We start from the raw sequence: 24,967 nt of genomic DNA, 5'->3' as shown, positions 1-24,967 counted from the left end.
TGGAAGAAAACTGACAAACTGTCATACGTCCGCAATGGCCAGAGCTTGATCAGAACGGGTAGCCTACGCCGAGATTGATATTCAGTGAATTGGCCTCTGTGCGCCTGAAAAGGCGTTTAAATTTCAGGTCATCCAGCACGAAGCGTTCTCCGCGGTCCTGCGACGGATCATAGACTTTCACCCCGAAATCGAAGCGGAGAATGAAAAATGATAGGTCATAGCGGATCCCGAACCCGGTCCCCACTGCGATCTCACGCAGAAGTTTATCGGCTTTGAACTTCTGATCGTCGCTGGTGGCATTGCTGCCCAGCCTCCATACGTTCCCAGCGTCTATGAACAATGCATAATTGATATCACCCAGGAATTTGGCCAGAAATCCCCGCCATTCGAGGTTGCCTTCCAACAGGAACTCGCCAGGGGATTCGATCGACAAGTTATTATATGTAACCGGCTTGGCTGAACCTGGCCCGAGCCTCCTCGGCAACCACGCGCGGACGCTGTTGGAACCGCCCGCGAAGAAATATTTCTCATATGGGGGGACTTTATAATCGCCATAGCTGTAAATAGCGCCCGTATTCACCCGGGCAACAAATGCAGATTTTCTTCCGGCGGGCCAGTAACGACGATAGTCGGCATTCCAACGGATGTATTTATAAAATTGAAGACTGTCGCCAAATACGTTTTTGATCACATCGCGCTGCCGGGGCAGGAAGTTCAGCGTCGTGCCCCCCGATTCTACTGCAATCCGAAAGTAATGGGCCTTCTTTTGCGGTCCCATGAGCGTGTTCGTGTTGTAGACAAAATTGGCATTTAAATCAGATACGAATGCAGATTTGAAACTGTAAATAAGGTTGTTACCTCGGAGCTGCAGCGTGTCCAGAAGAATGCGGAAGTCGTCGCGGAGATAAGTGTTGTTAATGATGTTGAGGTCTACGAGAGAGACATTTATGAGTGTCGTCCGGGTAGGCTGCCAGGAATAGTTGGTGTTAATCTTAACATTTGTACGGGTATATTCTGGCCGGTTTACATAGTTGTAACCTAATGATAGCTGGGTCCGCGGGTTGTTGTTCGCAGTTTGCCTTTTAAATAAATTCTGTGGGGTAAGCAGCCGCGGGAATGTAAGCGAGGTACTAACTGCAACTTCTTCGCTCTTATAGATCTCCTGGTTTCCGACAAAGTTCGGCACGAGTTCAATGCCTCCCCGGATGTTGGCTTCAAAGTTTTCCATGCCATTGAAAACATTCCGGATTTTGTAAGACAGGTTCGCAAAGGGCCCGGGTGTTCCTTGTAACTGAATTACATTAAGACCGAGGTCAGTAGAAATCTGGTATTTATCGAGCGGGATCGCTTTGAAATAGCTGTTAATGCCCCGTCCGGTCGAATCGAGCGTATAATTGTAGTTGACAAACCGGAATTGGTCGGTCAGCGACAATTGTTGTTGGGTATCGCGTTCCCGTTTTTGGCTGTACCAGGTGTGCGGGCGCACCTGCATTTTGGTATCGAGCGCTTTCCGCGAGAATTTTTTGTCTGAAAACACATATTTGATCCCCTCAAACATGCTGGTATCCTTCCTGAAAATCGAATCCGGCACACCGGAAGGGGGGAGTACCTCAAAATTGACCGAACTGACCGAGTAACGCTTGTTGGCGGGTGCAGGCATATCCACTCTCACCCGCACATCCACCGATTTGAAAAGGCTATCAGTCGGCCGGTTAGTGATCGTATCGTTGACGATATAACTCACGTTTTGCCGCGAAAAGCCCATATAACCTTCGTTTCGAAGCAGCGTCTCGATGCGTATACGTTCTTCTTCGAACGCGTCGCCGTCATAGCGCTTGTGGGGTAGCAATGCGGCATTCTTCAAGTCGGCCCTGATCAGGCTGTCGGCCAGCTCATCGCTAATCTGATAATGAATATTGCGAATCATCGTCGCCCGGTTTTCGGTCACGAGGTAATTGACCCGGATTCTCTTAAAAATTGTATCGGGGTCAAAGGTCACTTTTGCATCGAAAAAGCCGTTGTTATACAGATATTTCTGCATTTTTTCGGCATTCAGTGCCACGTCAGCCTGGCTATAATACACCGGCGCTTCACCCAGTACCCGCATCCAGAAGTTGCCCTGTGTAGCTCGTATTTGTGCTTTTTCGAGTTTTTTGGCATATCTGGTGTTGATTCTTTCAAGCTTTCGAGGGGAATCTGCGTGTTCCTGGGATTCTTTCTGGTAATTTTGCGTTACCTCGATCACCCTGCGCTGCTTTTCCTCGCGGTTGTAAAACAACTCGCCAAACCGGTAAAGGCCAACGTAAGGAAATATAGGAAAGCCGAGCAACCTTCGGTTTGGTTTTTGCGGGATCAATGCATCCAGTTCCGAATCGCCGATCACGCGATTGCCCTTGATGGAGGAGTTGCCAAGCAAGTAACCTTTGGAAGTGGGTTTGGGTGCGCAGGAAAACAGTCCCGTTAGAATCAGGAAAATCAACCAGCCGTATATCGTCCTACAATTAATATTCAATGTTGTCAAAAAATCGTATCAAGTATATTAACTCGCTTAAAATCAAAAAGTACCGGCAGCTCCACGAGGCCTTTGTGATAGAAGGTGCCAAAAGTGTACTGGAATTACTGGATTCCGACTTTGAGATCGAGTTTGTACTGGTAACACAGGAATTTCAGCAAAAATACTCAAGTATTTTAACCCGCCATAACGTAATCCTCGAAACGGTTACTGCGCAGGAACTGGAAGGGCTGGGATCGTTTCAAACCAACGATTCGTGCCTTGCTGTGGCTAAAACGAAGGAAAATGCGTTCTTGTCTCTCGCGCGGGGAGAATATATGCTCGTGCTCGACGACGTGCGCGATCCGGGCAACCTGGGCACCATAATCCGCGTCGCCGACTGGTACGGCATTACCAAGGTCGTCTGCTCGCGCGATACGACCGATGTTTACAATCCCAAAGTGATTGCCGCAGCCAAAGGATCGTTTACACGCGTAAAGCTCTATTACACCGATCTGACCCAGTATTTTGAAAAGGTGAAAGATGTAAGACAGCAGGTGATCGGCGCATTTCTCGGAGGAAGTTCGCTGTATGATTTTGAATATCCCGCCAACGGAGGAATCATTGTCATGGGCAATGAATCCAATGGGATTAGTGAGCAGGTCGAGCGATTCGTGACCAACAAGATCATGATACCGCGCTTCGGAGAGGCCGAGTCATTGAATGTCGGTATCGCAACTGCCGTAATGCTGGACAATATGAGGAGACAGGTACCGCTTTAAGCCGTTACTCGTGCGCGGCGTGATGCGAAAGTTCTTCCGCATACTCCTTGCCGAGATAATTGTCAATAAAATAATGCGCTATGTACAAAAGCGGCGTCAATAGGATTGCCACCATGCCTTTGTAAAGGTAGTTGATGGTGCCTACGGAAAAGACGAGTTTCAAATCCCAGTTCCCAAAAACATAAAACGCAATCCCGATCACGACGAAGCTGTCGATTAGCTGTGAGAACATGGTAGAGCCGGTGGCGCGTAGCCAGATGAAACGGCCGCCGGTCTTGCGGCGAAGCCAGGAGAATATGAGTATATCAAGCAACTGCCCCAATAAAAAGGCTGTGATCGAGCCGATCATGATGCCCAGGCCCTGGTTGAAAATTTTAGAGAATGCGTCGTTGATATTGAATGTGTTGCCGTGGCTGTCGGTGTTGTTGAGGTCTAGCCAGAACTGAGCTGGCGGCACCTTGGTCGCCACGTAAATAATCAGGAACGTGTAGACGATCAGCGCGGAGGTGACATAAGAGATTCTTTTGACGCCTTTTCGACCGAAATACTCGTTGATAATATCAGACGTGATGAAGACGATTGGCCAGCTGATCACCCCCGCCGTCATGTTGAAATCCAGCTTCTGACCGCCGATCGGCAACTGAGCCGGGGCAATGCCTAAAAGTGTCTCCACTGAAAATATTTTACCGCCGATGATTTCCGCAATAAGCGCGTTGGTGAGAAAGATACCGCAAAGGAGGAGGAATAACCGTTGGCGTTTGGCCTCCTGAATAGTTCTGTCGGATAAGGTCATCGGGCGATATATACTATCAGTGGAGGTTCGGGTTAATAATTACTTATGCGATAATGTCTTCAACGGTACGCGTCGACATTACGCGGCGGTTGGTCAGGAAAAATTCCAGCTTGTCCATTGCCTGGTTCAGCTCGTCGATGGTCGGCAGGAATACAATGCGGAAATGCGGATCGAGGTGATAATTGAAACCCGTACCAGCCACTACCAGCACTTTCTGGTCGGAAAGCAGCTCGTACACGAACTGGTCGTCCGTCTTAAAACCGAATTTTTTCAGGTCGATTTTAGGGAAAACGTACAATGAACCTTTGGGTTTCACGCAAGTAATACCCGGTATAGAAGTCAGTCTGTCATAGACGAGATTCATTTGCTTGTACAACCGGCCCGTCGGTACCACGTGTTCCTTGATACTCTGGTAACCGCCCAATGCCGTCTGGATCGCGTATTGCGTGGGTACATTCGCGCACAGGCGCATGCTTGCGAGGAGTAGCAGGCCTTCCGCGTAAGATTTGGCTTTTTGCTTAGCGCCGCTGAGGATCATCCACCCACCGCGGAAGCCAGCCGAGCGGTAGTTTTTCGACAAACCGCCGTAAGACACACAAAGCGTATCGTTTACAAACGAGCCCATCGGATGGTGCACCGCTCCGTCGTAAAGGATCTTATCGTAAATCTCATCGGAGAAAACGATCAGACCGTGCTCTTCCGCAATCCGTGCAATGCGTGCGAGCACTTCCTTGTCATAAACAGCACCCGTCGGATTGTTGGGGTTGATGATCACAATACCTTTGGTACGTGAAGTGATTTTCTTTTCCAAATCGTCCAGATCCGGGTTCCAATCGGCTTCTTCATCACATATATAATGTACCGGTGTGCCACCGCTGAGCGAGATCGCGGCCGTCCACAATGGATAATCCGGAGAAGGGACCAATATTTCGTCGCCAGGATTGAGTAATGCCTGCATCGAAAGCAGGATCAGTTCGCTGACACCATTTCCGATGAAAATGTCGTTGATTTCAACATCTTGAATACCAATTGTCTGCGTATAATGCATGATCGCCTTACGCGCCGCGAACAAGCCACGAGAATCCGAATAGCCTTGCGCATTGCGGATGTTCATGATAATGTCGTGGACGATCTCGTCGGGCGAATCGAAACCGAACGGTGCGGGGTTACCGATGTTCAGGTTATGGATTTTGTAGCCCTGACTTTCAAGCTCTAACGCTTTTTGGTAGGTAGCACCGCGGATCTCGTATTTCAGATGATTCAGGCGGTCGCTTTTTAGAAATTCCATTTTTTCAAGAGTTGGATAACCCTCAAAGTTAAAGAAAATCAAATGACGCAATGCTACAATGGCACTGTTTTGAAGACTTTGTGTGGATTTTTTGCTAAAAAAGTTCAGCCACGTGAAGCACGTGGCTGAAAATGTACTATTGGGAAACTTGTAATTTATCTTGGTCAAGGTTTGTCCCACCATACTCTTGTGTAGTGGTCGTCTTTGCCCTGGCTGCTTATAACGGCCTGGTAATTATCGTGATTGAGCGTGTTTTCAGTTACAGGATAAGCAAGCCGACGAGGGATTTCGGTACCGCCATTAAGGGTGCTTGCGGCTGGTTTCAGTACGGGAAACCCTGTTCGCCGCCACTCCGACCAAGCCTCGGTGCCTTGAAAAAAGAGCGCGATCCACCGCTGCGTGCTGATGCGTTCGATAGCCATGTTGGCTGAATACGCCACGTCAGGCTGCGCGAGGTAGGTTTTAAAAGCACTTTCAGTGTAGTTAGTGCCCATCCATTGCTGTAACGAAGCCTCAACGGCTGATTCATAGAGTGCTTTCGCGTTCCCGTTGGTCCAGCCCAATGCAGCAGCCTCGGCTTGCGCGAAAAGCATTTGTGCGTAAGTAATGATGTTTACCGCCGAATTTTGCTGTGAAAGCGCGGGGCCAATTAATGACAAATCTTGTGCCTTCGCCCCTCCGATAGCATAGGGGACACCGACGTATTCACCAGAGATGTTTTTGGCAGCCAGATAGGGAAGCCTGGGGTCTGCTGTTTTCTTTAAATAGTTGACAAGCACGTCACTGAGCGCATAGTCCTTTCTATTACTCACCACATAGTTGGTGTAAATAGGATTTTCATTGGTCGATTCTGCGAGAAATTTGTATTGAACATTGTCGGCCGCGGAGCTAATAACTCCGTCGTCCAATGCTGCCTGAAACTCCTTTTTACCTAAATCCGGCTTGACCTTCGAAAGTCGCAATGCGGCGATAAGGCGGAGTGAATTGGCGAACTTCTTCCACTTGGAGGTATTCCCGCCCAAAGGAATATCACCCTGAACTGCTTTACCTTCGTCGAATTGCGCGGCGGCCTCTTTCCATTCCTTGAACAGGTCTGTGTAGATGGCTTCCTGTTTATCGAATGCTGGTGTGAAATCCGCATCGCCTTTTAATGCCTCTGAATAAGGAATATCGCCCCACCGGTCGGTGATCCATTGGAAAAAGTAGGCTTTAAGGATTCGTGCAATCGCGATTTGATTGGCATTGGAGCCAAATGTGGATGCATTAACCCTGGTTTTTTCATCGGTATTAAGCTCGATGATATGTTGCAGGTTAATCAGTGGACCGGCGTACCAGCCATTGTAATTGAAATTGATCGTCTTGTATTTCGAATCCTCAATGTAAATCACATCTCCGAATTGCTGCACATACATCGCGGGGACGATGTTCGCCCCGCCCGGGCCAACTTGTGCATTGATAGTGCCCACATTGCGCAGCGCGCCTGTGAGCAGGCCCGCTGTGCTCGGCGTGGACGGATTGTTAGGGTTAACATTGATATCTCCAAAGTCGCTGCATCCCGGTGCTATTGTAAGCAGGAGGAGTGCCAGGACAGCTGATTGCCAGTATTTTTTCATGATGATGCGAATTGAGGTGGATGTGTATCTAAAAACCGACTTTAAGCGTCGCGCCTATGGATCTTACAGGAGGTAATTGTCCGCCTTCATACCAAAGCGTTTCAGTTTCTGAAATGTCGATCCCGCCGCCGATGGCGCTGTAAATGAGCAGTAAGTTGCGTCCGATCAGCGATACACTTGCGGACTTAAGATATTTACCCAAATATCTTTTTGGGATTTTGTAGCCCAGCGATACCTCCCGGAGTTTTACGTAGGTTTTGTCGTAAATCCATTGCTCGTTGAGCGCAAAAAGCCAGTTTTCGTACAGGTTTTGAGTGTCTACGCGGTACGTGTTTGGTTGGCCATCTTCTGTAACTGCATCCAGCAGCACGCCACCACCTTTATCGGGATCATCGCGTTTTGGGTTACCTAACTCATTATTGCCGGCAGTTTCCGCTGCCAGGCCCGATCCTGCATTGAACATTCGGGTTACGGAGAAGAACTTTCCGCCTACGACGAAATCCGTGCTGGCCTGCAATGTCAAGCCTTTGTATTGAAATGCATTGATCATTCCGCCTTTGAACTTGGGTAGTACATTGCCGAGATTGACATTATTCTCTTTTATATACAAACCCGCTTTTCCCGCTTTGATATTTTCAGGGGTAGGAGCGTAGACAATCTTCCTGCCATTTGCATCCTTTTTAATACCCACGCCTTCTAACATTCCCCAATCCTCTTTCACGCGTGCATTAAGCGTAAGTGCTCGCCATTGCGGGCCATCAATACGGTAATTGTTACTTTGTTCTGTCAGCTCGACCACCTTGGACTGGTTGCGGTCGGCATTGATGTCCAGCTCCCAGGTGAATGCCTCGGTCTTAACCGGCTGGGCTGAGAGGTGGAGTTCAAGCCCTTTGGTAGTAATTAAGCCCGCATTGACGACGGCGTTGTTGTAACCGCTTGTAGATGCTACCGCTAATGGTATGATCTGGTTACTGTTGTTGTTCTTGTACGCCGTGAATTCGAACCCGATACGGTTTCCGAAAAATTGAAGATCGATTCCGCCTTCATAGGAGGATGACATACCAGGTTTCAGAACTGAATTAGGCAGCGTGTTGGGGAGTGTCATTACGGGGCTAGTGCCATACGGGACGCCTACACTATAACTCAGGGCCGTTTGGTAAGCTCCAAGGTCTGTGCCAACTTGTGCATAGCCGGCTCTCAGTTTGCCGAATGATAATATCCCATTGTTTGGAATAAATTCAGAAAATACCAGACTTGTGGAGACGGACGGGTACAGGTAGGAGTTGTTGGATGGTGGGAGTGTAGAGGACCAATCGTTTCGTATCGAACCTTCGATAAACAGAAAATCTCCATATCCGAGACTAGCGTTAGCGAACAAGCTGTTTGTCTTTCTTTCGAACAAGTAGTTTGCCGTTACCGGCCTATCTTTTGATGCGGCTATATTGTAGTAGCCAGGTGTAGTAAGCCCCCCGGCGGTACCTTGGAGTGTCCCTTCGGTGCGGTTGTAGCGTATGTTACCACCGGCATTCACAAGTATCGATATCTTGTGGATTTCCTTGTTGAAGCTCGCAATGCTCTCATAATTGTTTTCGAGGATTGCTCCGCTCAGGTAAGCATATGCGCCCAATCCCCCGGCGTTTAAAGTTCCGGACGCGACACGCCCGTCCATGAAGTAGGTCCCGTAATCGCGGCGGAATTTGCCGGTGATTTTCAAATAGTCGGTAACCTGATAAATGAGCCCTGCGTCACCGAAAATGCGCTGCTGACGGTTGACGTTGGTGTTCTCGTATACCTGTGTGTAGGGGCTATCCCAATATTTTGGCCGTGCATCCGTAGGGCTTCCAATGTTCCAGCTTCGGAAAGTACCATCGGGGTTTTTGTAGTTTTTCAGGTCCTTGATATCCAACTGTCGCTGAAACCATTGGTTAAATGAGCCGGTGGTCTGGTTGTAGCCGTTCAATGTGGAATTACTGGTATTGAAAAGGTTCGTTCCCGGGCCGGTACCACCCGAGCTGCCATAGCGGTCGGCGGGCGTATTGTCTGTTTTAGTCCCCGTGTAACTTACATTCAGTTCTGCCGTAAGCCTTTTGGCAAAGGTGACGGCCGTTTTTGCGCTGATGTAGTCGCGGATCTGCCGGCTGTTCGGGACGATGCCGTTATTGACAATATGTGTGTAGGAAATACGGGAAGAGTAGCCGTCACCTGCTTTGGAAAACGCGATATTTGAATTGTAGCTCAAAGGCTTTTCGAAGAAATCACGGACATTGTTCGGGTGCGCGACGTAGGGCGTTTCTTTTCCAAAACCTTCTCCCGGTTGCCATGAGAATGCCGAACGGTGCATGGACCCATCCAGTTTCGGTCCCCAGCTTTCATCTGCCGAATAATCCAGAATACGCTGGCCCTCGTACGAAGCCCAAGCGGCCGGATGTATTTTAGGATCAAATTTGAACGTTTCCCATTCCTGGGAGTAACCACCGCCGTATTCATTCTGATATTTGGGTAGTAGCGATACCTGATCGACGGTCATACTATGATTGAGGGTCAAAGAAGTTTCACCTGACTTTCCTCTTTTAGTAGTGACTACCACCACGCCTGCGGACGCGCGATTGCCATATAGTGCTGTGGCAGAGGGACCTTTCAAAACAGTTAGCGACTCCACATCATCCATGTTTACCATGCTGATATCTGTCGGCGTTCCATCTACCACGTAAAGCGGGTCGCTGCCGGTCAGTGAGTTGATCCCCCGGATTCGAATGCTGGGTGTGCCAAATTTAGCCGCCGACTGGCCCAGCACCTGCACACCCGCAATTTTACCGGCGAGTGCATTGCTAATATTCGGGTCACGGGCGAGCGTGAGTTTGTCGGCCTTGATTTCCTGTACGGCATAACCTAGCGCTTTCTTTTCGCGGGCAATGCCGAGTGAGGTGACGACTATTTCCTGAAGTTGTGTTTCATCGTTGGTCAGGATAATGTCCAGCCTTGTCTGGTTTCCGACTGGCGCTTCCTTGCTTTTGAAACCGATAAAACTGAATACGAGGATAGAGCCTGGTTCGGCCGCGATAACGTATTGGCCTTTGTCATCCGTGATAGTGCCTTTTGTCGTATTCTTCAACGAGATATTGACACCGGGTAGCGCTGATCCGTCTTCGGCTGTAACCTTGCCGGTCAGTTCGCGCGTTTGCGCATGGGCTGTGGTGAGAAAGAGCACGAGTATACCGGCTCCGATCATGAGTAGCAGTGATTTCATCAAAGTCAGGTTTGTAGGTGGAAGGGCTTTCGAAAAACCTTATGACTCTGAATTTACAATGATCAAAAGCGCATTTCGGGAATGCATCCAGCGTCCGGCGGGGTTGGGTTTTTAATCGGTATACTATCTTCGAACGGATTGTGATTATCACAAAAAAAAGAGAGGCGGACCGAAGCCCGCCTCTCTGCATATCCTTGGTTTGGATATCAGAATTTATCCCACCACAATTTGGTCGAAGCGAGGTCGCCACCGATCGCGCTTGCCGCTGCTTCGCGGTTCGCACCGTTGAGGGTTTGCTCTACGATTGGGTATATCATACGTACTGGGATTGCCAGACCAGCCGGTACGTTTCCGCCTGACGGAGGGGATAGTTTAGGGTAATCAAGTCTTCTCCACTCAACCCACGATTCCCAGCCTCTGTTATAAAGGGCAATCCATTTCTGGAAGCCGATTTTTTCTTTCCAGGTCGGAGCAGCTGTGGCGTAGGCAACTTTGGGTTGTGCCAGGTATGCCGCAGCTTCCGCCGCAGTACCGCCCCAGTAGGTAATCGACGCTGTAACAGCCTTGTTATAGTGGTCCGCAGCTGAACCGGTAATGAAACCTCTTTCAACAGCTTCCGCAAGCAGGAACTCCACTTCCGAGTAGTCTAGCAACAGACCTTCAAAGGCAGGATCGATGATCTTGTCACTCACGTGTGAGAAGGCAGAATAGGTATTCAAAAAACCGTATTGTCCACCTACGTATTTATCGTTGATGGTTGTGAAGAAGAAAGGCCTTCTTGGATCATTCAACTCGTTCATTGGGGTCACGATGGTTGCCGAAGGTATGAAATCCTGACGGCTCGTGTAAAGCGAGTTCATGTTCTGGGCGATCGGGTTATAGTTCGGCGGTGTCGAAATATAAGGGAAGGCCGCCTTGTCAGCATTGCTGGTAAATACTTTCGGCGCCGCTTCGGTTACCATTTTTTTCGCTTTGTCAGGGTCGCTGTCAGCGATGATCATCGCCAATTTCAGTTTCAGTGAGTTACCGAATTTCACCCATTGCGGGATATTCCCTTTGTAAAGCAGGTCGCCGCCGCTGAAGGGTGTTCCTTTTGACTCCAGTTTTGGCAGGGCTGCATCCAGTCGAACCAGGAGTGCGTCGTATATTGTCTTCGCATCATCGTACTTAGGCAGCGGGTTTTCCGGGTTCATCGCCTCGGAATAAGGGATGTTACCGAAAGTGTTCACTAATGCAGCCCAGGTCATGATTTCTACAATTTCGATCTGTGCAAGCTGCACGTCCTTGGTAGCCTGTGCCAGAAGGGCGTCCGCGTTGATGAGTCTTCTCGATTCATTCAAATCGGAGATAACGCCTTTGTACAATCCACGCCAGAATGATTCCGGGATGATACGTGCCGTAACGTTGTAACGTGGCTCGTCCAGGTAAGTGGTCGTTGTCCAGTGTTGAACGTACAGGCGGTAGTTATTTACATTGACGTTCGGGCTGGTGAGTGTATCGGCCAGGCCTTTCAATGCATTCGAGAAGAAGGTAACGGGCGGTGCCGTAGACGGACGCTTGGTGTCCACATTATAGTCGTCCAGGCTGTCGACACATGCCGTCAACATCAGGAACGGGAGGAAAAGAATGATTAATTTTTTCATATCGCTTAGAAACGGAATTTAACATTGAAACCATAGTTTCTTACAGCCGGGTAAGCACCGCTTTGGTAACCGCCCGCGCCATTCAGCAAACCTGAGCCCAGACCTTCTTCGGGATCCTGGAACTCCATGTTCTTGTGAATGATCCAAAGGTTACGTCCGATCAACGAGATGTCGATCTCTTTGAATGCACGCAGTTTGCTTACGATCGCCTGCGGAAGTGCGTAAGTAAGTGCGACTTCTCGCAGTTTGATGTAGCTCGCATCGTAGATGTACATCGCTCTTGGCGGGTTGCCAGGGTAACCGTATGCGGTAGCACCGTTTCCGTCTACGTTCGCGGCACGAATAGTGTTAGGCGTTCCGTCGGCTTGCACACCCGGGAACAATACGCCACCACCTTGCGAAACAGGGGATCTTTTAGGATTACCCAATTCGTTCAGACCTGCCGTGATCGGGTAAAGACCGGTTCCTTCGCCATACCATTGATCCAACGACCACACATCTCCGCCATGACGGATATCAAGCAGGAAGCTCAGTGACAATGTTTTATATTTCAGTGTGTTGCTTACGCCACCGATCCAGTCCGGGTTGGGGTTACCAATGATTTCTGAAGAGCTGGCGGTTGCGGCATAGATACCGTTGGTTTTAACCACTTTCTGGCCGGTTCCTTCGTGGTATACGAAGTTGGTTCCACGGATCACGCCAAATGGCTGGCCTTCCGCAGCATTGATCGAAACACCTCCCTGAAGACTCGCGATCTGTACGTTGGTTACTCTGGTAGCACCTTCTCCGTAAAGGCTGATCACCTTGTTACGGTTTCTTGCAAAGTTCACATTCAGGGTCCATGAGAAGTCCTGAACTTTGATCGGCGTTACGTATGCAGAGATTTCTATACCCTTGTTCTGTACTTCACCGGAGTTTACATAACGGAATGCGTAACCGGTTGCCGCAGTGATTGACACAGGAAGGATCTGATCGAGGGTCGATGAACGATAGTAGGTAAAGTTGAAACCTACGCGGTCATTCAGGAATGCACTTTCAAGACCGAATTCATAGTTTTTCGTTCTCTCTGGTTTCAGCTCGCGATTGTTTTTGGTATTTCTTAGTGTGAAATAGGGAATACTACCCAGTCCGGTTGGTTTGTCATACACGTCGATGGTACTACCCCATGGCGCGTCGTTACCTACTTCTGCGTAGTTGGCGCTCAGTTTCGCCATGGTCAGCCAGCTGAGTCTTTTCAATCCTTCGAGGTTGGAAATGTTGAAGTTGGCACCAATGGCAGGATAGAAGTACGTGTTCTGACCTTTGACCAAAGTCGTCGATTTGTCCTGTCTTGCGGTAAGATCAAGGTTTACGAGGTCTTTGTAGCCAAATGAAGCCTGCGCGTAAAGACCATCCACACCGATTCTTCTGTATGTTTCGGTAGGCGCTTCGATCGGGTTAGCTGAGTTCGAAAGCGAGAACAGGCCTGGAACAACCATACCGCCGTTTGTTTGCGCGCGGATCGAGTTTTCAGTTGAACGGCGCATGCTTCCACCTGCCAAACCGGAGAAGTTAATATCCTTCGTAATGGCTTTACGGAAGTTGAAAATTACATCCAGGTTGGTCTCGTTGAAACCTCTGTTATAGCGCTTGTACTGTGCAGGGTCGGAGCTGCCGAATGCGATGCGCTCTTCCTGCATATCCTGAGTTCCGTTGTAGGCAAAACGGGTAGTCAGGTCGACCCATGGAGCGATTTTGTAAACTGCTGCTGCGTAACCGAAGAAGTTATCGCGAGAGTCATTCGAGAAGTTTTCGTAACGTGAGAAGTACGGGTTTTCCGAGTAAATCGGACCGTTATCCTCGAATGGAGCCGTTGGATCTCCCCAGTTCCAGGTTACATCTTGTCTGTTTCTGAAATAGGCCGCTTTTTGTTCGAGCAGGTCAACGTTAGTCTGGAACCACTGTCTGAACTGCTGGTTAGGGTTTTTGCCGTCATAACCTGTTCCGTAACGTCCCACACCTTTCACTTGAGAGTAGTTGGCATTGGCAGAGATCGTCAGTTTCTTGGTCAGGTCAAATGAAGCCGAGAAGTTGAAAAGGTTTTTCCCCAGTTTACTGTTGGGAAGCACACCTTTTTCGTCGCTGCGCGTGTAGCCTACTTTAAATGTCGTGTTTTCGCCACCACCCAGGATGCTTACGCTCTGGTTGGATGTCACGGCTGTTTCGAAGAATGCATCCGGCCCGTTTTTAGCAGCTACCCATGGAGTCATTTTGCCATAGGTAGGGGAGCTTGGGTCGATCGCATCCCATTGGTACACCAGTCTGTTAGGATCAAATTTTGCTCCGAAAGAAGCATCGGCATCGAATACGGCAATGTCGCCCTCACCTGAGCCGAGGTTGCCGCGGTAGAACTGGTCTTTCGCTCCGTCGCCGCCATAACCTGCACCATATTCCTTCTGGTACTTCACATAAGTGCTTTTGTCGATCTTGCCCCATGTAACACCGCTGTTCACAGTTACATCGAAGCTGTTTTTACGACCTTGCTTGGTGGTAACGAGGATTACCCCGTTGGAAGCACGCGAACCGTAAAGTGCGGTAGCCGCAGCACCTTTCAATACGTTCACAGACGCGATGTTGTCCGGGTTGATATCGGAAGCAGCATTACCGTAGTCGGTACCGGCGCGACCTGTCTGCTGGTCGGAGGAGTTGTTGTTGGCATTGGTAACAGGTACACCGTCGATTACCCACAGCGCCTGGTTGTTACCGGTAATGGATTTGTAACCACGGATGATCGCGCTCGTCGAACCACCCATGTTGTTATTCGTTTTGATATCAAGACCGGCGATTTTACCTGCGAGCGCATTCATGACGTTCGGGTTACGGGCCTGTACGATCTGCTCGTTGTTGATCTGCTGGGCCGCGTAGACAAGCTCATTTCTCTTACGCTCTTGTCCGAGGGCCGTTACCACAACTTCCTGAAGCTGGCTGACATCACTTTTAAGTGTGACGTTGATGACGGACTGGTTTCCAACGATCACTTCCTGTGTTTGAAAACCGATAAAACTGAAAACAAGCGTAGCACCGGCTGAGGTGGAAATTGTGTACTGGCCCTGGGTGTCGGTGGTGGTACCGCGAGTAGTACCTTTCAAAGAAATGTTAACACCCGGAAGTGTCGAGCCATCGTCGGCGGTGACCTTGCCGGTCACGGCGAGATCCTGGGCGTGAAGCTGCGTCAGAAATAGCAGCAAGCAACCCATTAAGGAGCATAAAGTCTTCCTCATAAATTAAGTTTAAAGTTAGGTTTGTTATGTAAACATACTGTTGCAAAAATAACTATTAGTTTAACCAGTACAACCTTTTCATTGCGAATTTTCAAAATTTACTTTGGCTTGACTGCGGGATATGGAGAATTTTCTATGCAGAAGTCGTGATTTTTTGCAATTTTTTCAAATATGTGAAATTTTCAAAAACTGGCTTGATTTTAACTAATTGTTAACAATAGATGTCTTTTTTTGAGGAATTTACATTTATTGGGGAAAAGATCCCCAATGGTGAAAATGTGGATGCTTTAATTACGGTGACTGTATACGTAATAAAATTGAAGAATGAATCTAAATAAAGTGATTCTGAAAAAGCGTAAGGATTAGCAATGTCCCGCCATCGACGGTTTTTTGATAAATATTTGCATTTTTTTAATATTGTTTGTAGCTTAATATAAATTTTTGAGCCCCAGAAATGGGCCATTTGCGGCCCAGAAACTACACCCTCCACAGTACGCTACTTTTAGCAAATATTTGAATTGTTTGAAAATCATCTAAGAAAAGGGAGAAGGCGTTGCAATTTTGATTGCGAATATGCGGAAAGCATGAAGTTCTAACAAATACGTTTATCGAGGTGTTTTTGTTATTCCTGCTAACAAACTGACAATGAAAGCCGGTTTGTACCAAATTATATTCTGGGCATTGATTTGGAGGGCATTGTAATTGATTGAAACAAGAATTAGTTTTGTAACCTTGACGCAATTAATATCCTATTTAAACAAACTTTAAATCCTTAGTATGAGAAAGACTCTACTGTTTCTATTCTTAGGGTGCTTATTGACTCCTGGCTGGCAGGCGTTCGCCCAGGATAAACAAGTATCGGGAGTTGTGACCGCCGACGACGGAAGCGTGCTCCCCGGTGTAAACATCACCCTGAAAGGTACAACCAGAGGTATCACTTCCGATATCGACGGTAAGTACACCATTACAGCCCCCTCTTCCGGAACGCTTGTGTTCTCATTTGTCGGTTATCTTAGCCAGAGCATTGTGGTCGGTTCAAAATCGACGATTAACGTAACGCTCGTGGCGGATGCCCAGCAACTCGGCGAGGTGGTCGTAACTGCACTCGGTATTTCGCGCGAACGTAAGTCGCTCGGTTACAGTACCGCTACCATTGCCAATACATCCATCACAGAAGCTCGCAACACCAGCCCGCTCGATGCGCTCAACGCGCGTGTGCCGGGTCTGTCTGTGAACACCGCATCGGGAGCACCGGGAGCGTCGACCGTCCTGAACATCCGCGGTTTCAACTCTGTGACCGGTAATAACCAGCCGCTGTTCGTGATCGACGGTGTGCCGATGAACAACCGCGGTAACACTTCGTCAACCAACGCGCAAAATGGCAATGATGATTTCAACCGTTCGATGGACTTTGGTAACCAGATGAACGATATCAACCCTAACGAGATTGAAAGCGTTACGGTACTGAAAGGTATTTCGGCATCCGCGTTGTACGGTAGCCGCGCGGCTAACGGTGCGATCCTGATCACCACCAAAAGAGGTAAGTCCGGCAAAACGCAGGTTGACATTTCGTCCTCGTTTGCGAGATCACAGGTATTGCGCGTTCCTCACCTGCAAAATACATATGGCCAGGGATGGAGCGGCTTGTTCGACCGCATTGAAAACGGGTCGTGGGGGCCTAAACTTGATGGCAAAACACGCCTCTGGGGCAATGTGGTAGATAACTCCCAAATGCTGAAACCTTTCTCGGCGCAGGAAGACAACCTGAAAGATTTCTTCGACAAAGGTTACGAATGGAACAATAGCATTGCGGTATCGGGCGGCACCGAAACTGCCAATTATCGTGTGGCTTATTCCAATGCGACAGCCGACGGGGTCGTTCCTACCAATGCCGACTCTTACAAACGTAACACGTTGAGTCTGAACGGAGGTCTGAAGCTGGATAAATTCTCCGTGAACTCCAACATTAACTACGTTCACAAAAACCAGAAAGTGGTTGCGACCGGCCAGGGCGACGATGCAGGTGGCGGTAAAGTAGTATGGCAGGAGATCATTCAGATCCCTCGTGACCACTCGATCGTGGATTCAAAAGCATTGCTGGATCCTAATAGTCCCTACTACAAGTTCATGACGTTGGATAATTATTTTACGCCATACGCACAGAACCCTTACTGGACATTGTACAACCAGGGAAACAATTACGACGAGGACCGGATTTTCGGTAACATCGAATTTGGCTACCAACTGCTGAAAAACCTCGATGTGAAATACCGGGTGGGTGGTGACTATTCCGATGCATTCCAGAAAGACTGGGGTAACGTCGGTAAAATCTCGGATAGTGCCCCTAACAGCACAGCGAACGATGTTTTCGGTGGTGTGTCGCAACTTGCGCGTCAGAACCGTCAGTTCAATAGCGACCTGATCTTTAATTTCAAACACAATTTCGGATCGCGTTTCGATGTACAGGCATTTTTGGGGCACAACCTCAACGAAAGAACTGCGCAAACCAACTTTGCAAAAGTTACCAACCTCGACCTTCCAGGGTTTTATAGCCTTTCGAACAGCTCCATAACACCTACCACGTTCGCTACCACGAGCAAACGGCGTCTTGTGGGTATCTATGGTCAGGCTGTATTCGGCTTCGACAACTGGTTGTACCTCACAGTGGGTGCACGTAACGACTGGACCAGTACACTGCCAAAAGGTAAAAACTCCTACTTCTATCCAAGCGCGAGCATCAGCGCCGTGTTATCGGATGTATTCAAATTGCCGGCGGAGATTCCTTTCGTGAAAGTGCGTTTCGCGGCGGCATCGGCGGGTAACGACGCAGACCCTTATCAGGTTTATTCCGTATACGTGCCGGGCTCTGTTCGCGCGGGTGGGTTTGGTAATATCAACTTCCCATTCGGTGGTCTGAATGCATATGAAGTTTCCAACAACCTTGGAAACCAGAATCTGAAGCCGGAGATTTCGACCGAATACGAGGGAGGTCTTGAACTGGGTTTCTTCGGAAGACGTGTGGGACTAGACCTGAGTTACTATAACAAACTGACCAAAAACCAGATCATCAGCCTTGCTCTCGAACCTGCAACAGGTGCTACTACGCAAACTGTGAACCTGGGTAGCGTACGAAACAAAGGGGTTGAATTGGCATTGAACCTGATCCCCGTTCGTACAGAGAAACTCGAATGGGGGGTAACAGTGAACTACAATAAGATCTGGAATGAGGTGGAGTCACTCGGTCTGGAAGGCGGTTCAGGAAATATCCTGCTGAATAGCAGCTACAATGTAAAACTGCGCGCCGTAGTAGGCAAGCCGCTGGGTGCTATTTACTCGCCGGATGTGCAGCGTGATCCAAACGGAAACGTCATTGTGAACCCGACAAACGGATTGCCGCTTGTAAGTTCCGAAGAAACATACAGAGGCTCAATCAATCCGAATTATACTTTGGGGGTATCTACTTACCTGGATTACAAAGGCTTCAAATTCAGCGCGAATGGTGACTACCGTAATGGTGGCGTGTTCTACTCTTACACCGCCCGTTTGAATTACTTCAACGGAAATGCATATATGACACAGTATAACGACCGTGAACCGTTTGTTGTACCAGGTTCCGTTGTAAAAGTGGGCGAGGACAGCTATGCACCTAATACCACTCCGGTATCCCGTGCGGATGTGTTCACTTACTACGGCGGATCAACCTCGGCGAACGAATATAACCACGTGCTGCCGAAAACGTTCTTCAAACTGAGAAACGTGTCACTCACCTATTCAGTGCCTAAGAAGGCGTTGGCAAAGCTGCCGGTAAGAGGTGCATCTGTGGGTGTATTTGGCCGTAACCTGGTGCTGTGGACACCTAAGGCCAATCACGTCGTTGACCCGGAAGCCAATACGTTTGGAACCAGCCTGAAAAACCTCTATGGTGAATTCGCGGCAGGCCCTTCTACTGCAACGTATGGTGTTCAGTTAAATCTATCATTCTAATTAGGCTTCAAATGAAAGGTATTATAAAAAATAGTGTTTTGCTGGTTGCAGCACTTTCACTAGGCTCCTGCAACGATTGGCTCGATGTAAACGAAGACCCGAACAACCCGACCAATGTGGCGCCGGAGTTTGTGTTGCCGGCTGCACAGGCGTCAATCGTGGCTTCTGTCGGAAGTGATATGGCCATTATCGGAGGGCTTTGGTCGCAGCACTGGACACAGTCCAATGCAAGTTCCCAGTACCGCAATATCGACTCTTACGATCTTAACCCGTCGGACTACAACAACATGTGGACGGAGTTTTACGCGGGAGGGTTGAATGACCTCGAAGATGTTAAAATCAAAGCCACCGCTGCAGGTAATAACAATATGGTATTGCAGGCAGTAGCCGTTCAATCCTTCGGTTACCAGATGTTGGCCGACTTTTTTGACAAGATTCCTTTGACGGAAGCTCTACAGGTGGAAACCATTAAGGCACCCAAATACGACGACGGCCCTGCGGTATACGCGGAGTTGCTGAAAAGACTCGACGCCGCTCTCGCGCTCGACTTCAACAACGGAAAATCCACGGCGGTAGCTTCCGACCTGATTTTCGGCGGCATGAGCGCCGACAATCAAATCGATCATTGGAAACGCTTTGTGAACACGTTGAAACTGAAATTGTACCTGCGCCAAACTGCAAGCTCTAACTCGGCTCAGGCGATTACAGCTATCAAGTCCATGCTGGATGCGAAGACGCCTTTCCTGGAAGACCATGCAGCATTGACCAAATTTGTGGACGAACCCAACCGCAGCAATCCATTGTATGAGACCAACGTCCGTCAGCTGAACACGGGAACCAACCTGCGCCTTAGCCGCACATTGATGACCTATTTGCAGGCCAACAACGACGATGCGCGTCTCGCTGCTTACTTTACACCGGGTCCCACCGGGCAGAGCGGTCTGGAACAAGGCGATTTCAATAACACTGTCATCGCACCCGCGACCCCTAGCGTAGCAAGAATGACAGCTACTGACCCATTCTATTTTTTCAGTATCGACGAAGTATACTTCCTGTTATCGGAAGCATACCTGCGCATTGGCAATGACGCGAAAGCGAAGGAGTTTTACGAAAAAGCTGTTCCTGCGGCTTACGCGAAATTCAACGTTGCATTTGACGCCAAGAAGATTGCCAAAGGTGGTGTTTACGAATACCCATCAACCGGAACTATGGAGGCAAAGCTGAAAGCGATCATCTACCAGAAATGGGTAGCGATGTTCCGTCAGGGATACGAGTCTTATCTGGACCAGGCGCGTACCGGTTATCCTGAGAAATCGCCTGTACGTTCAACGGCAAATAATTACGTGCCGGGTCAATGGACGGTGTCTGAGGAATCTGTAATCGGAAACGAGTTGCCTAAACGACTCCCTTACACTTCCGCTTCGCGCGATGGTAACATTAATGCACCTGCTGCCGTGCCTATTACGGCCAAAGTTTGGTGGATGAAGTAAACACAGGTCATTGATAACAGAAACTATGAAAAGAGGAATAAAACTGATAATGATAGCCCTGACCCTGTTTGCCACATTTTCGTGCGAAGAGGATAAGGTGACAGAAGGTATCTCGAAAATTACCTATTACCCCGTTATCACATTGAAAGGTGAGCAATGGAATCAGGTAGCGGTGGGAGGCACTTTTACAGACCCCGGCGCAACTGCTAAGGAAGGAGATACGGAGATTCAGGTGAAGGTATCCGGAACAGTGGATACAAAAACACCAGGTGTTTATGTGCTCACTTACGATGCCGTGAACAAGGATGGATACTCGTCGACAGAGTATCGTTACATAGGAGTGATCTCTGCTGCGGCGACGGCCGACATTACGGGGAGCTATCAGAGAAATGGTGGTGCGAACGGTATTTCAAAAGTGACGAAGGTAAGTGGCAACCTGTACAAGGCCGATAATGTTGGCGGTGTTGCAGTACCGGCACCGGGAGACGCTGTTTTGTTCTATTACTTTGATAAAGGCAAAATAGGTGTTCCTTACCAACTCACTTCCGGTAATGCATTCGAATGTATCAATGCATCCATCAAGGAAGGGGTGTCTTACAGCTGGGTTGTGATCAACCCGGGCTACGGTACAGCGCTTCGTACTTTTGTAAAACTTTAAAATTGTGGTTTATGAAATATATAAAGTATTCTCTGATATTATTGGTGTTCGGCCTGTTGTCCTGTGATCTGGGCAGCGAGCCAACCATCGAAGGGACCAAATTACAGGCGATGTGTGGTGAATGGTACATAGGCGTTTTTGCCAACGGAGAGGATATAGGAGATGGCGGACGCTTCCTTATTACCACTTCGAACACTGCGGCCAACAACGAAACCGACCTGATCATCAACGATCACGAGTTGCTCACGCCTGATGCAGACCCTGTGGCCGTTGTTGCCAAGGTAAATTTGCCCGCGATGACTTTTGACAAGGCGGATAAGCTGCCAAATATGGAAGCCGGAAAGTCCGCCATTTCGATCATCGAAGGTAAAATTCTCAAAGGTGCCGCAACTTCGACGGGTGGAAACAAAACAGATTCCATTTACGTGAAGTTTACTTTTGAAAAAGATCCTACAACGCAGTGGATATATGCCGGCTACCGCCGCACAGGTTTCCTCGAAGACGAGCATTAATTGGTAAACATTTGCAAGTTCAAGGCCTTATCCATTACGGGTAAGGCCTTTTTTGTTTTGGAACGAAAGAATTTCTTTCCGATCTTGAAAAACCTGATTCTTTAACATCTTCCTATGACAACTCCTTTTACAGACAAAATTTTTAACAAATTCAGCAGGATGTCTGCTGTGGTGCTGATCGCTGTTATCGCCGGACAACCGGCATCTGCGCAGTCACCATTAGCCAAATCGATCGACCTGAAAGCACCCGCATTGGAAAAGAAACTAGTGGCGTGGCGGCGTGATTTTCACCAAAATCCGGAGCTGGGCAACCGAGAGTTCAAGACGGCCGAGAAGGTCGCCAACCACCTGAAGCAACTAGGCATCGAGGTGACAACCGGCGTTGCGCATACCGGCGTGGTAGGAATCCTGAAAGGCGGCAAGCCGGGGCCTGTGGTGGCGCTGAGGGCTGATATGGATGGTCTGCCGGTGGCTGAACGGGCGGACGTTCCTTTTAAATCGAAAGTAACGACGGAATACAAAGGGCAGACTACGGGCGTCATGCACGCATGTGGGCATGACACGCATATTGCGATACTCATGGGCGTGGCTGAGGTGCTGGCATCGATGAAAAACGACCTTCCCGGTACCGTTAAGTTTATATTCCAGCCGGCCGAAGAAGGGGCGCCGGAAGGCGAGGAGGGAGGTGCGGAACTGATGGTGAAAGAAGGAGTGCTCGAAAATCCGAAAGTCGATGCGATTTTTGGCCTGCATATCGACTCGCAGATCGAAGTGGGAAAGATTTCTTACCGCCCTGGCGCGACGATGGCTGCCGTGGATTTTTTTAGTATTGACGTAAAAGGAAAACAAACGCACGGCGCTTACCCGTGGTCGGGAGTCGATCCGATTGTAACCTCTTCGCAGATAGTGACTGCATTACAGACGATCGTCAGCCGTAACCTGGACCTCACCCACGCACCCGCGGTCGTGACTATTGGCGCAATCCATGGCGGCGTGCGGCAGAATATCATCCCTGAATCGGTTAAAATGATCGGTACCATCCGGACTTTCGACGAAAACATGCATTCGTACGTGCATAAGCGCCTGAATGATATTTCAACCAACATCGCCGAAAGTGCAGGAGCCACGGCTACGGTCGATATTGATGTAATGTACCCTGTTACACACAATGACGAGGCGTTGACCGCCAAAATGATCGGGACGCTGGAGAATGTAGCCGGGAAGGAGAATGTAAATGTGATCCCGGTCAAAACCGGGGCTGAAGATTTCGCTTTTTACCAACAAAAAGTACCAGGCTTCTTCTTCTTTTTAGGAGGTATGCCAAAGGGTAAAAGTGTTGCGGAAGCGGCACCGCACCACACGCCCGATTTTAATGTAGATGAAGGTAGTCTCGTACTGGGCGTGCGTTCCATTGCCCGCCTGGCCACCGACTACCTCGAAAAAGCGAAAGCCAAATAGGTTATTCCGGAATGTTCTTCCTGACCTGATCAAACAGCAGGTTCGGGAAGAACCTTTTGAGATAAATAGCAGCTACCTCTTTAACTCCGCCAATATAGATTTCCTTTTTATCTTTTTTGACAGCGTCGAGGATCTTCTCGGCGCAAACATCCGCCGGAATGCCTTTGGCCTGGTTGCTGTCCATTTTGCCGAATTTATCGCCCGATGCATTCAATGCATTCAAAGAGATATTCGTGCGGATGTAGCCTGGACAAATGGTCGTAACCTTGATATTGTGCTGATAACCTTCGGCGCGCAGCGAATCGTAGAAGCCTTGCAATGCATGTTTGGCTGCATTGTAGCCCGAGCGCATGATGGTGCCAATTTTCCCGGCAACACTGCTCATCACAATGAAATGCCCCGACTGCCGGGCGATCATATGCGGTAACACGGCTTTGGTAAGTGCTACCGTGCTGAAAAAATTGACATTCATCAGGCTTTGATAAACTTCCAGGTCGGTATCGTTGATGTAGGAGCGTTGGCTAACACCTGCATTATGCACCATCACGTCGATCTGTCCGAAACGGGCAATTACCTGTTCTGCGGCAGGTTTGGCCTGCTCGAATTGGGTAACATCCAAAGGGAGTACCAGCACATCTGCGTCGGGTAATGCGGTTTGTTGCTTTACTCTTTCCAACTCCTCACGGCGGCGAGCAGTAAGCACGAGTTTCGCCCCTTCTTTGGCAAAGGCCATCGTCAACGCCTCGCCGATACCCGACGATGCCCCGGTAATCCAGACAACCTTGTCCTTGAAATTTGTCATATCTCTAAACTAAACAGCTGTGGAATTTAAAAGAAAGCGGAGCTCTACGGCCTGCTCCGATACGTTGAATGCCGCCTGCATGCCGACACCCATGGCACGGTTGTCGCCGACATGGCCCACCGGGAAATCGTAGCAGACCGGATAATCGAACTCAGCCACATGCTCTACTATAATTTCATATGCGTCCTTGCCAAACGTAGGGCTATTGTTGTCCTTCATATCGGTAAACTGTCCCACAACAAGCCCGGCCAGCTTATCCAGCTTGCCTGAGCGTTTGAGCTGAATCATCATCCGGTCGTGGTTGTACAGATATTCATTGATATCCTCGATAAAAAGGATTTTACCTTCGGTATCGATCTCCGTTTCTGACCCGATCATATGCGCCAGCAGGCAAAGATTGCCTCCCACTACTTGCGCGACGGCATTACCGGTACGATTTAATGCATGTGGGGCTACCTCATATGCAGGCATTTCTCCGAAAAGCATCTGTCTCAGGGATTCCGCTGCCACTTCTGCGCCCGCACACGTAATCGTTTTGGCCATCGGCGCATGAATGCTCGCATAACCCAGCTGGAAAGTTCTCGAAAGAAAGGCCGTCAGGTCGCTGAAACCGACGATCCATTTCGGGTTTTGGAGGAATTTGTCAAAATTGAGCTTGTCCACGATCCGGGAACAGCCGTAGCCGCCGCGGGCGGCAATAATGGCTTTAATGGAAGGATCGTCGAGCATTTGCTGCATATCCGCCAGCCGGTCTCCGTCGGAAGCCGAAAACTGATTGAATGCCGTCCTCAGCGTTTTTCCTTCCACTACTTCAAGCCCCCACTGCCCGTTAAGCAGACCGATACCAGGCATAACATCTTCATACTTCACAATACTGGCCGGAGCCAAAACCCCAACGCGGTCGCCAGGTTTCAGAAATGCAGGAAATAGGATTGGATTCATTCAG

The 24,967-nt window shown here is 49.0% G+C and carries 15 protein-coding genes; 6 read left to right on the top strand and 9 right to left on the bottom strand.

The annotated features are described in order from the left end of the window. Positions 1–49: 49 nt before the first annotated feature. Positions 50–2,479 (bottom strand): translocation and assembly module lipoprotein TamL, encoded by a 2,430-nt coding sequence (gene tamL / locus AC2YIT_RS02455; RefSeq protein ID WP_487278134.1) that lies wholly within the window; start codon positions 2,477–2,479, stop codon positions 50–52. Between the two features lie 32 nt (positions 2,480–2,511). Between tamL and AC2YIT_RS02450 the strand changes: the two genes are divergently transcribed. Beyond that, on the top strand, positions 2,512–3,273 hold the full coding sequence (locus AC2YIT_RS02450; RefSeq protein WP_487278133.1) for a TrmH family RNA methyltransferase: 762 nt from the start codon (positions 2,512–2,514) through the stop codon (positions 3,271–3,273). A gap of 4 nt (positions 3,274–3,277) precedes the next feature. On the opposite strand, the gene AC2YIT_RS02445 is transcribed toward AC2YIT_RS02450, so the two are convergent. The 6 genes from AC2YIT_RS02445 to AC2YIT_RS02420 all read right to left on the bottom strand — a co-directional run bounded on the left by AC2YIT_RS02445 (position 3,278) and on the right by AC2YIT_RS02420 (position 15,117). Then, a complete protein-coding gene (locus AC2YIT_RS02445; RefSeq protein ID WP_487278132.1) occupies positions 3,278–4,066 on the bottom strand; it encodes a queuosine precursor transporter in 789 nt (262 codons plus the stop codon). A 43-nt stretch (positions 4,067–4,109) separates the two neighbouring features. After that, the gene (locus AC2YIT_RS02440; RefSeq protein WP_430842792.1) at positions 4,110–5,354 is read right to left on the bottom strand and encodes a pyridoxal phosphate-dependent aminotransferase; all 1,245 of its coding nucleotides are present in this window, start codon (positions 5,352–5,354) and stop codon (positions 4,110–4,112) included. 164 nt (positions 5,355–5,518) lie between these two features. Then, positions 5,519–6,967, bottom strand: a complete 1,449-nt coding sequence (locus AC2YIT_RS02435) for a SusD/RagB family nutrient-binding outer membrane lipoprotein (RefSeq protein WP_487278131.1) — start codon at positions 6,965–6,967, stop codon at positions 5,519–5,521. Between the two features lie 28 nt (positions 6,968–6,995). Further along, the gene (locus tag AC2YIT_RS02430; protein ID WP_487278130.1) at positions 6,996–10,214 is read right to left on the bottom strand and encodes a SusC/RagA family TonB-linked outer membrane protein; all 3,219 of its coding nucleotides are present in this window, start codon (positions 10,212–10,214) and stop codon (positions 6,996–6,998) included. Positions 10,215–10,420: 206 nt separating this feature from the next. Beyond that, positions 10,421–11,857: a SusD/RagB family nutrient-binding outer membrane lipoprotein gene (locus AC2YIT_RS02425; RefSeq protein WP_487278129.1), complete on the bottom strand. Its 1,437-nt coding sequence runs from the start codon at positions 11,855–11,857 to the stop codon at positions 10,421–10,423. 5 nt (positions 11,858–11,862) lie between these two features. Further along, on the bottom strand, positions 11,863–15,117 hold the full coding sequence (locus AC2YIT_RS02420) for a SusC/RagA family TonB-linked outer membrane protein (protein ID WP_487278128.1): 3,255 nt from the start codon (positions 15,115–15,117) through the stop codon (positions 11,863–11,865). A gap of 777 nt (positions 15,118–15,894) precedes the next feature. Between AC2YIT_RS02420 and AC2YIT_RS02415 the strand changes: the two genes are divergently transcribed. The 5 genes from AC2YIT_RS02415 to AC2YIT_RS02395 all read left to right on the top strand — a co-directional run bounded on the left by AC2YIT_RS02415 (position 15,895) and on the right by AC2YIT_RS02395 (position 23,219). Next, a complete protein-coding gene (locus AC2YIT_RS02415) occupies positions 15,895–19,101 on the top strand; it encodes a SusC/RagA family TonB-linked outer membrane protein (RefSeq protein ID WP_487278127.1) in 3,207 nt (1,068 codons plus the stop codon). Between the two features lie 11 nt (positions 19,102–19,112). Continuing rightward, a complete protein-coding gene (locus tag AC2YIT_RS02410; RefSeq protein WP_487278126.1) occupies positions 19,113–20,591 on the top strand; it encodes a SusD/RagB family nutrient-binding outer membrane lipoprotein in 1,479 nt (492 codons plus the stop codon). A 49-nt stretch (positions 20,592–20,640) separates the two neighbouring features. Beyond that, on the top strand, positions 20,641–21,249 hold the full coding sequence (locus tag AC2YIT_RS02405) for a DUF5011 domain-containing protein (RefSeq protein ID WP_430842806.1): 609 nt from the start codon (positions 20,641–20,643) through the stop codon (positions 21,247–21,249). An 11-nt stretch (positions 21,250–21,260) separates the two neighbouring features. Continuing rightward, complete coding sequence (locus AC2YIT_RS02400; protein ID WP_430842808.1) at positions 21,261–21,761, top strand: lipid-binding protein; 501 nt, start codon at positions 21,261–21,263, stop codon at positions 21,759–21,761. Between the two features lie 114 nt (positions 21,762–21,875). Further along, entirely contained in the window at positions 21,876–23,219 is a 1,344-nt protein-coding gene (locus AC2YIT_RS02395; protein ID WP_487278125.1) for an amidohydrolase, read from the top strand. A gap of 1 nt (position 23,220) precedes the next feature. Here the strand turns inward: AC2YIT_RS02395 and AC2YIT_RS02390 are convergent, their stop codons facing one another. Both AC2YIT_RS02390 and AC2YIT_RS02385 read right to left on the bottom strand, forming a co-directional pair. Beyond that, positions 23,221–24,021 (bottom strand): SDR family oxidoreductase, encoded by an 801-nt coding sequence (locus tag AC2YIT_RS02390; RefSeq protein WP_487278124.1) that lies wholly within the window; start codon positions 24,019–24,021, stop codon positions 23,221–23,223. Between the two features lie 9 nt (positions 24,022–24,030). Next, on the bottom strand, positions 24,031–24,963 hold the full coding sequence (locus AC2YIT_RS02385; protein WP_487278123.1) for a S66 peptidase family protein: 933 nt from the start codon (positions 24,961–24,963) through the stop codon (positions 24,031–24,033). Positions 24,964–24,967 lie beyond the last annotated feature (4 nt).

It is taken from the genome of Dyadobacter sp. SRI_021 (assembly GCF_057586235.1).
This window is presented reverse-complemented; position numbering and strand designations above follow the sequence as displayed.